Origin of the sequence: Pseudomonas sp. AM8, from assembly GCF_036346475.1 — a bacterium.
Classification (GTDB): Bacteria; Pseudomonadota; Gammaproteobacteria; order Pseudomonadales; family Pseudomonadaceae; genus Aquipseudomonas; species Aquipseudomonas marginalis.
On record NZ_JAOTNX010000014.1, the window covers coordinates 181,162 to 190,882 of the forward strand.

11 protein-coding genes are annotated in these 9,721 nt (G+C 53.2%); all 11 read right to left on the reverse strand.

The window, feature by feature from the left end:
• Positions 1–59 precede the first annotated feature (59 nt).
• Entirely contained in the window at positions 60–476 is a 417-nt protein-coding gene (locus V3W40_RS28795) for a hypothetical protein (RefSeq protein WP_033897285.1), read from the reverse strand.
• A complete protein-coding gene (locus tag V3W40_RS28800; protein ID WP_051421953.1) occupies positions 473–811 on the reverse strand; it encodes a DUF6516 family protein in 339 nt (112 codons plus the stop codon). The genes V3W40_RS28795 and V3W40_RS28800 overlap by 4 nt, the downstream gene beginning before the upstream one ends.
• 67 nt (positions 812–878) lie before the next feature.
• A complete protein-coding gene (locus V3W40_RS28805) occupies positions 879–2,834 on the reverse strand; it encodes a DEAD/DEAH box helicase (protein ID WP_033897284.1) in 1,956 nt (651 codons plus the stop codon).
• Entirely contained in the window at positions 2,831–4,711 is a 1,881-nt protein-coding gene (locus tag V3W40_RS28810; protein WP_051421951.1) for a hypothetical protein, read from the reverse strand. The genes V3W40_RS28805 and V3W40_RS28810 overlap by 4 nt, the downstream gene beginning before the upstream one ends.
• A 110-nt stretch (positions 4,712–4,821) precedes the next feature.
• Complete coding sequence (gene topA / locus V3W40_RS28815; RefSeq protein WP_033897283.1) at positions 4,822–6,720, reverse strand: type I DNA topoisomerase; 1,899 nt, start codon at positions 6,718–6,720, stop codon at positions 4,822–4,824.
• Positions 6,721–6,816: 96 nt separating this feature from the next.
• The gene (locus V3W40_RS28820; RefSeq protein ID WP_082461425.1) at positions 6,817–7,014 is read right to left on the reverse strand and encodes a CrpP family ICE-associated protein; all 198 of its coding nucleotides are present in this window, start codon (positions 7,012–7,014) and stop codon (positions 6,817–6,819) included.
• Between the two features lie 156 nt (positions 7,015–7,170).
• A complete protein-coding gene (locus tag V3W40_RS28825; protein ID WP_033897282.1) occupies positions 7,171–7,617 on the reverse strand; it encodes a hypothetical protein in 447 nt (148 codons plus the stop codon).
• A gap of 111 nt (positions 7,618–7,728) precedes the next feature.
• Positions 7,729–8,193 carry a single-stranded DNA-binding protein gene (locus V3W40_RS28830; RefSeq protein ID WP_033897281.1) on the reverse strand — a complete coding sequence of 155 codons (465 nt, stop codon included), beginning with the start codon at positions 8,191–8,193 and terminating at the stop codon, positions 7,729–7,731.
• Positions 8,194–8,208: 15 nt separating this feature from the next.
• Positions 8,209–8,748 (reverse strand): DUF3158 family protein, encoded by a 540-nt coding sequence (locus tag V3W40_RS28835; RefSeq protein ID WP_033897280.1) that lies wholly within the window; start codon positions 8,746–8,748, stop codon positions 8,209–8,211.
• 5 nt (positions 8,749–8,753) lie between these two features.
• Positions 8,754–9,479 carry a PFL_4669 family integrating conjugative element protein gene (locus tag V3W40_RS28840; RefSeq protein WP_184744707.1) on the reverse strand — a complete coding sequence of 242 codons (726 nt, stop codon included), beginning with the start codon at positions 9,477–9,479 and terminating at the stop codon, positions 8,754–8,756.
• Positions 9,472–9,721, reverse strand: a 250-nt coding sequence (locus V3W40_RS28845; RefSeq protein WP_330216132.1) for a hypothetical protein, incomplete at its 5' end; no start/stop codon positions are given. The genes V3W40_RS28845 and V3W40_RS28840, both read right to left, overlap by 8 nt.

The window sequence follows — 9,721 nt, forward strand, 5'->3', positions numbered from 1 at the left end:
CCAGCGATCTAAAGTAACAAAAAGCCCACTCATTTGAGTGGGCTTGATAAGGAGGAAACTCACTTCTGTCGTGATTTAGGCTGAGTCTTTTCAGCCTCGACACGCGAGACTTTAACGATTAAGCCGCCTCTCAAGCGAGCTGATGCAAATGTATAATCTTTTAATACCTGCATAGCAACGCGCTCAAAAACAGAGGCGTCAAGAAACTCGAGTGAACGAAATTTGAAGTCTTTCGAATCCAGCTTGAGCGCACCCTTGGTTTTCTGTTTTTCTCCACCGCCACCCTGAATTACGCTTAAAGATGCCTTCACCTTCTGGCGATGCTGTTCTGATTGGTACGTTTTCATCTCATCAGCATCTTCAAAGCTGATACTTTCGCAAGCGTCTACTGACTCGCCACGGTCAAGCTGGTGAGCAAGCGAATTCATACGGGCGAAAAAATCCGTTTGGGATTCGTGCCTGATGATTTTCTTCATTTGCTTTTCCTCTTGGCCAGATGTTGGTGCCATTGGTCTTCGAACAGCTTCATGGTTTTTGCAAAAGACTCAAACTCGACGGGGATATATTGGCCCATGACATGTTTATGATGCTCGCCATGTGCATTGTCAAATCCGATGACTCGGCCATTATCCACGGAGCAGATTGAGTCATTGATGTAGGCCATGCTGTAAGTGACAACCTCACCAGTGGCCTCATTGATCAGGTATTCGATTCGCAGCTGACCATTACCTTTTTTTTGAGGAATGATATCCGTATGCGAAATTTTCTTGAGGATAGGTTCCTTCCTCTTGACGCCTTTCTTAGCTGCCATTATAGACCTAATAGCCTCTTCAATGAAGTCAGGACTGCGATTCGGTAGGTGTGCCATCATATAGCAATTACAGATGTGCCGAAAGCTCCGCCCTGTTAGCTGTAGCAAGGTCCGGTTCAATCAAATCCTGAGTTAACTGACGCTTATCGAGCAGCATTTGCCAGAGCATCTGGTCGATGGTGTTGTCCACAAGCGGGATTTTCACCACGACCATGCGCAACTGACCGTTTCGATAGGCTCTGTCCTCTGCCTGGTCTTGCAATCCTGGTGTCCATGGCAGCCCCAAAAACATGACGTAGTTGGCGGCTGTGAGGTTGTTGCCGGTGCCAGCAGCAGACGTCGTAGCGGCAAATACACGGGTGTCAGGATCGCTTTGGAATTTGTCGATCGCTTTCTGCCGCTTGCCTACCGAGTCACTGCCGACAACCGTAACGCACCCGTACTCTGCTTGCTCGCACCGAGAGCGCAATGTTCCTACCGTGTCCTTGAACTCACAGAACAAGATAACTTTGTCCTCCGCGTCCAGTTCGCACAGCAGATCCATAACGACGCGAACCTTCACCTGCTCAAGTAATTGACGCAGTGACCCCAGCCTGGCGAGGCTAGGTCTATCTTCTAGGCGAATCTGATCGTATTGCTTGCGTTCTTCAATGGTGAGTTCAACGGGTAACGTTTGGCGCTGTTTGCCTTTAAGTCCTGGTAAAACATCCTTGCGTCGACGCAGCATCCAATCGCCAATCGCATCGCGAAGGTTCTTGCGAAAATCCTGACTGCCGGCGAACTGTTCGCAGAACTCTTTAAGGGGCAACTGACCGACAGGATGACCGGACAGGCGCAGCAGCGTATGAAGTTCTGATTCTCGATTGAGTACCGGGGTACCAGTCAGCAGGTACCGATTCGGCACCTTGGCGGCAATGTCGAAGCCATGACGTGTCCACGCAGCGGTAGGCTCTTTCAGGCGGTGAGCTTCATCGATGATCATTACCTCAAAGTGGCCTGCATGCAGGACAAAATCGCCCAGGCGTTCGTAGTTGGTGATAATCCACTGAGAAGATGGATCATAGACCTGCTGACCGATTGTGGCGTCGGGATACACCATCTGGATCTCGCGTTGCCAGTTGATGATCAACGTCGACAAGGTGATGACCAAGATAGGTCTATCAGAGGCTCTGACAGCAGCTGCAATGATTGCCTGGCGGGTTTTGCCAAGCCCCATATCATCCGCGAGTAAGGCGCTGGTTCTCTGTAGCAGGTGCCGAATGCCCGCCGGTTGATGGTCCAGTAAAGAATATCCAGCCAAGGCCTGATTGATTTGATCGATGGTGAACTCGGTGCGCTCGATGGAGGGCACGGCCGCGAGATACACATCGGTTGAGGTGCTGTCATCAGTCGCTTGTGCTGAACGTTCTTGGGGAGGTCCTCCAAGACTGATCCGCGTGATTTCATCAGCAGGAACAATGGATCCATCAGTCAGCAGTTCCTGCACGGTGTCCAGGATCTCGAACTGATCCTCTGACACACCAAGTTCTAGAATCAGGTTGCTTCGCACCAACTCCGCACCGGCATCGATGCGCCATGATTTGGAGTGCCCGAGGAACACGCCGTGCATACGCCGAGCAACTGCAACTAAGCCTGGGTGGTAGTCACCCGATAGTAGGATCCCCCCTTGAACCAGCGGAGCGATTCGAAAGGTCAGCCCCCAAGTGAATGCCTGCCGATCTGGGACTTTCTGTGCGGCTGTGATTTTATGTGAAAACGTCTCCCAGCTTTCGTTGAAGCGGTTCTCGCACAACTCGATTAAACGGTGAAAGAGCACATCCAGGTCATCCAGCAACTTGCCTTTAGGTAAGCGCCAATAGCGATGCTGGGGATGCTCGGCACGTCGGATGTAGAAACCATCACGTTCGAGAAACAGCCGATTGGCTCCGTCGACGTACTGCAACAAAATGCCGAAGTCATAGCCGTCAAAAATGACCTTTTCGACTAGGTCCTGCCGGCGATTCATGAGGCGCGGACGGCTCATGTTTTGCTCAGGCGCAGGTTGATCCATTTCGCGCACGCTTGAGCATGCATTTTTTTCCGGTTTCGATTTGTATAGCGAGACATGGATAGCGTCTGGTCTGGCCATTCCAGGTTGATGGCGAGTTCACCCGATTTGATCTTTGCCCAAAACCATTGATAGGCCCGGTCAACCTTGGATCCAGACTTAGGTGTACGATTTTTATGGCCTCTCAGTTGTATCGTCACCAGGTGTTTGGGAGTCAATTTTGCTAGCGTTTCGCCCCAGGCGCTCTCATCCATTTGGATTTCGGCAGAGGCCAACGATTTCCCGTTTTCGCGAACCGACATAAGACGGCAGTTGCCCCGATAAGCGCTGTAGTCGTAACCATCAATGCAGTGCCCCAGCGCTCGATGTTCCGCATAAAGATCGGCTGGGCATTTCAGCTCGACAATTTGCAGCCCATTCGGGCTTACGAGAAGTGTGTCGTTTGAATTAAGCAGCGTCCTCCAGGGTGTTAAAGAGTCTGTTTTGGTTTGGGGATCTGCGGCATCAAGAGCTTCACGTATGTCTATCATTGCGAGGTGAAAGCCATCCACCAAGCTGGCGATCTGGTGATAGGTGGCAGTACCAATGAAGCTTTTGAGTTTTTGCAGTGCTTCACAGGCATCAGGTCCGTAGCTCTCATCTATGTTGTTGAAGAGCTCGTTCAGGTCTCGCAAGTCGTCGGCTATTTTGGACCAACTGGGATCCGACCAATCAGTTGGACACCCCGACAGCAGCCTGTTCCAGTCCTGCGTTTGCTCCCGCAGTTGATACGGAATTTTATCCAACAAGGCGAAGAATGTGATCCAGTGCGCTTTTTTAAGGGGACGTCGATTGCCCAGTGAAGCTCCTAGCAGCAGTCGATGCCAGGGCCGTTCAGGCCCCTCACGATTCATACGGGTCAATGCACTGCCGGTATCGAATACCCGTTGTTGCCCTAAGTAGCGCACTGCAGTACGCGGCGTCTGTAGCAGCCACGCCAGCGTGTCGGTAAGCGGAAGGCCTGCATCTGCAATGCGACCGATCAGGCACTCTTGCGCGATTATCAAAGAGCCATCCCCGCTCCAGTTTGGGCGGCATTGTTGAAGGTCGTCCCACGGGCAGGTCATGTATACCTGCTGCTGCCCATCCCACGGCCACGGCCATTGATCTACCAGTACTAGAAGTGGAATCAGTACCGGTTGGGCTTTCAAGGCCTGGAGGCGGCGTTTGCGGTCGCCTTGAACCAGCCAGTTATAGAGCTTGGGGGAGGGGCACTGCGCTGAACGGATGGCGAACAGTAGTTCCTGATCCAGGCACCGGCAAAACTGCTTCAGCGTGCTGCCAATCTGCTTCAGGTAAAACCGGTTTCGAGGATTGAAGTACCGATTGTTGCTGACTGTCGAATCGTAGCTTCTGCGACTAAAGCATCCGAGATCTTCAATCGATAGGGCTTGCGCCCTTTCTCCAGCCGACTTGCAGAAGGAGGTCAGCAGAACGTCTGCATACCAACGTTTTTCAAACCTGAGCAGCAGCTGCTGGGCCACCAATACGGTGGGTTTTTTCTTGTGGACGCGGTCCTTGCTGGTGATTTTGCAGGCCTTCACCTGATAACCATCGAAGTACTGGAGGTGGTCGCCGATTCTGGCCAAAACTGGTCGTGTTTGATTACTTGTTGAAGGCAGGGTGACGCACCAGCACCGCGTGTGTGCGGTTGAACCCAGATAGGTATCGATGAATGACGTCAGTTGGTAGGGCGGTACGTTAAAATGCAAAGCCCAGGTCTGGGCAACTTCAATTTGCCGGTCTGAGAACTTCTGGAGCTTCGGCGCTAAGATGCGCAGTCCCAACACCGATTGTCTCTTCTGTACGCTCACCCATGACCTCCTCTGCGATTTCGCAGAGGAATGTCAGTTATAGGGCGGGAGGGCTTCCAGGGTTAATGCGTAACGGCGTTGACGGTGATTTATATCGGGAATGGCTGAAGTCACACCCCTCTGGGTTTATTGAGATCTGGTTTGCCATCCAAGTTTGGAAAACTCACCCTGCATCCATTCGATTTGAAGCCTGTACACCCCCAAAAGTCATATCCACCGTCTCCTTTCTTCTGTCGCCTTGCGAGGGGTTGATTGCATTTGGGACAGTTGAAATCGCCACCTGCAGCGTCTGGGCGTGGAGCGGACGCCATGGGCACACTCGGCATTCCACGCTGCTGGGACAGTTCCTCTTCCAGTCGCCTATGCAGACGCGCAACTACAGCTCCATAGGTGTCTTGGCCCTGGGCGATTTTGTCCAAATCGCGCTCCAGCTCCCGCGTAAAATCGAGCTCCACGAAACTGAAGAAACCTTCCAGCTTGGCGATTGTTTCCTCACCAAGTGGGGCCGGTACCAGTTTGCGGCTTTTTTCCTCGATCAGGCCTTTGCTGGTGATGTTCTTCAAGATCGAGGCGAACGTACTGGGACGGCCGATACCGCGGCGCTCCATTTCCTTGATCAAACTGGCCTTCGTGTAGCGCGAAGGCGGCTGGGTTTTCTTCTGCAGCAGTTCTCCGTTGTGCACAGCGAGGATCTGTTTAGGTGAGAGTGCAGGCACTGGGTTGCTGGCTGTTGCATCTTCCTCATCGTCAGTGTCATCGCCTTTCAGCAGTTTTCGCCACCCGGGATGGAAGAGGGTTTCACCTGTTGCATTGAATCGCAGCGTCTTACCATTTGGGCCAACCGCGAGCAGTTTTACGGTACGCACATCGAACACTGCTGCTTCAAGCTGGCTGGCAAGAGCCCGGACCCATATCAACTTGTACAGGGCGAGCTCCTCGTCGTTTTCACCAGCCTTGGCATCAGCCCAATGCGTCGGTGTAATTGCGGGGTGGCCTTCCTGAGCACCTTCGGCGGACTTAAATGTACGTCGCACGTCGACAGCCTCCACCCCGATAGATCTGGCCACGGTTCTAATATCCTCCATGGCTTCGTCTGGAACGTTGGGGTTGTCCGTCCGGTGGTAGGTGATGACGCCTTGCTCGTACAATCGCTGGGCGACCTGCATGGTCTTATCCGGGTCCCATTTCAAGGCGTTGCTCGCCGCTTGCTGAAGCGTGGAAGAGATGAAAGGCGCAGGAGGGTTACGTTCGGCCTTGCGGTCGTCACAGGATTCGACAACGACATTGCGTGTGCCGGCAACGAGCTGCGCCAGATTCCCGTCCTGGACGTAGGGGAAATCCTTGGTCGCGAAGTCAGGCACGGGTTGCCAGTCTGCGTACCAGTCTCCCATTGGTCCCTGGAAGTTGAGCCGCACACCAAAGTGATTGATGACGCGGAAGGTGCGAATCTCGCGCTCGCGCAACACCACCAGGTAGACAGCCGGTGATTGGACTCGTCCCGCAGAAGTGGGTTTGCCCATGAGGCGGCGAAGCTCCTGTGTCACCAGGTAACCCACTAGACGGTCCAGTACACGCCGGCACTCTTGCGAGGCGACCCTGTTCAGGTCAATTTTGCGCGGGTTGGCCAGGGCTTCTTCAACACGCTTCAGAGTGATTTCGTTGAAGGTGATGCGTTGGTAGTCCTTGACGCCCAGCACCTGTTGGATATGCCAGCTGATGCTTTCGCCTTCACGATCCGGGTCTGTTGCAAGGTAGATTTCGGTGGCTTGTTTCGCTGCCGCCTTGATGTTCCGCACGGCCTTGGTGCTTTTATCCAGGATCTCATACACCGGCGTGTAATTTTTGCGTACGCCGGTGGTTATCATGTTGTCGTCCTGCCCTCGGGCCGGTAGGTCCCGGATGTGCCCACCACTGGCAACCACCTGCCAGTCTTCGCCTGGGCGCAGCTTCTTCATCATTGGCTGGAGCTTTTTCAGCTTACCTGGTGCCTCGATGATTAATAGCTTCATGGGGTGCCCTCTCAATTATCCAGAGTGGGACTGTCGCGTCAGGGCGGTAGGGCTTCAATGGGAAATGCTCAATGAGCAAGAAAGGGCTTTCAGCTGCTAGAGGTCAAGCGATAGCTGCTGTTCCTGGGCTAAGCCCTTTAGCCACGACGCGCGCATGGCGGGGTGATGGTAAGGGCAGTCATACACCCGTAGCCCTTTTCGGGCGGCCTCCGCACCGGCTATTTGCACAGCAGCGTGGGGGTTATTGAATTGCCGCCTATCTGCTGGCTTTAATACGGGGTGGGTTGACGCCATCGGAGGCGGTCCTCGAAGAGCTGATCAATGAGGCAGTAGTATTGCGAACTTTTTTATTGCGATAGTACTGAGAAAATTTACTTTCAGTGCTTAATATTTACGATTGGTAGGTTATTTAAACCTGAAAGCTCACGATTAGAGCGATTTTTTTCCACTTCAATCTATTTGTTGTTCTTCCAGCTCGGGAGCTTGTTCGTCCGACCATGCGGCACTCCAAATCCAATCGACAAAGGCCTCAGTGGTTTGCCCGCTCAGAACACGTAGTTGCTCCAGACCACCGAAGAGCTGTTCTATCATATATCCATCATCGTCGAAATCGACGCTGTACTCAGTATCGAGGCGGGCCGCGTCGAACAGTTTGTCGCGAAATCGGCGTGCTTGCCAGGTATCAAGATCAGTCTCCCTACGCCTACCCATTTGGTGCTCGCCCGTTCGCCAACCACTTGGTGCCCAAGATGCACTGTTCAAATCTAGAGTGAGTCCGTAGTAGTCGGGGGCATTCACCTCGCTTTCATCGAAGTACGCCCAGAAAACACGGCCTAAAACCGGATGCTCTGCAGCAATGACAACGTACCCGGTTGGATCTCTAAAGTTTTTGCACATCGGTAGCTCCGACTTCGAAGCGAGTTTTCAAACTGGGTGAGGGAAACGATGAGCCGTATCCCCCACCACCGGCAGCCTCACGAATGGGGCCGAAAATTAAGCCCCTGGTTTTCAGAAGTTCGGAGGATCAGATTCTGGATAATCATCAGGACCTGGTGCCGGCTGCGCCTGCGATTTTGGTCCGTTGGATTGTTGCGAGTTCTGGCTCTGTGATGGCGCCAGATTCACCATGGTCACGCGGTGTGGCAGCATACCAATACGGCTGGCCTGAATTTTCAGGGCTTCGAATTCGCCTTGGTCATTCTCCCAGCGGTCCATAACGGCGCGACCGGAAACGATCACGCGCATGCCTTTCTGAAACAGCTGCGAATAGTGTTCCGCGTCCTTGTGCCACCATTCGACGTTTGCCCAGAATCCGCCACGATCTTCATAACCGCCTTTACCGTCCGGAATCGAATTGTCGAAGTAGACGTTGATCCGCATGAGTCGACGTGGATCTTTGTTGCCGTTGGGAAATTCTTTGAACTCCGGTGTCGAGCCGATGTTGCCTTCCCAGCCTTGTACTGGCGTACCCATGAGTGTTCTCCGAGGTTATTGGTTTTGCATTGGTTTGGTGAGCTGCTGCAAGCGAGCCATGTACACGGCCTCCGCCTGGCCCATTTTTTCTGCACATTCGGCGGCCTGTTTGGCGATGGAGTGGACCAAGCTCATCTGCATGTTTAACGTGATCCGCTGCAGCTCCATCGCGTACAGGTCCTGCAGCATGGATTCCGGTGTTCTGGGGGAGCCCATCATGTCCGCCCAAACCCCAACGCCCATTCGGCGATCTGTAACCTGTTGCCATCTCAGAAATTGCGTTCCGGCTTGAGTGTTTTGCTCGGTGAGCCGAACAGGCACCAAGGTGAACGGATACCGACGGGCCTGTTCCAGTACCCCCTGGGCAAGGGCTTTTAAACCCGACTCCTGATCTCGGCATAGCGCGGCAAATTGGGTCAGCTCCCCCTTACCTTTAAAAGGCTTTAAAAGGCCTTTTAGTGAGGCAGCCTGTTGCAGTTGCTGAAAGGCATCCTGTTGCAGTGGCCGAAAGGCAGTCTGTTGCAGCGCTCCATCGTCGGATTTTTGCTGGCCCATGCGCTTCAACCTTCTTCGGCCTCATCGAAGTGATCTTCCACCTCGGTTTGTTGCTGGCCGCGAATGATGGGTGGAGCGAAGTTCGAACGGCGGGTGCCTTCCAGGATGTCCTGTGGCAGTTCTCCATAACGCTCGTACATTTTGCGGGCTGCATCAGCTTTGGCATTGTTGGCGGCGAAGTCATCGCGTGCAGCACCGGAGTATTTATAGTTCTGGGCCAATCCAAAAAGTCTCCTGAGTACCGCTGCGCCTTCATCTATCCAGGTTTCCATATCGTGACGCCCGACGAGTCCAACGTGCTGGGCCAGTAAGATGCGCCTAACTATTTCGTCGTAGTTGGTCAGCAGGAATACGGCCTGAAAGCCGAGAGGGTTGGAGATATAAAGCGGGAGACTGACTGGCTGAATTGAAAGGTTCTCACTGATGCTAATGGCCGGTGGCAGGGAAGCCATGGCCATGTCCAATCGCTCTTCGATGTTCTTCAGTGCTTGCTTGGACTCATTGATTTTTTCTTCTATAAGAATCATCCACCAATCAGAGTACGGATCGTCCTGCTGGGCTCCGCGTGACATGCGATTGACGACACTACAAAAACCCGACAAGCCAATGATGCCGACTTTTAGATCGTTTTTTGGACGTCCCATCCAGATGCGTGCGGCGTGGTGAGTGTGAAGGGTGAGCTTCACATCGCTACGCAGTGAACCGATGTTGAGCCGGAAATTATCAGCCATGGTGCAGTTTTTCCTTGGGAAGAGGAGTGACGTGCCCATGCTGCAATCTGGCTATAAGAGGCGCACCAACAAATCCATTACCCGATGGAAGGGGATTTGTTGATGTTTCTTTATATATGGAGAGATCAGGCCGCCCGCTTGGTTGAGTACAGTTATCGATGCCGGATCCTGACATAGTGATGCGGGCCGCATAGCTCTGATATGGATAGTTCGATTGGCCACTGCTGATATTGGAACTCTGA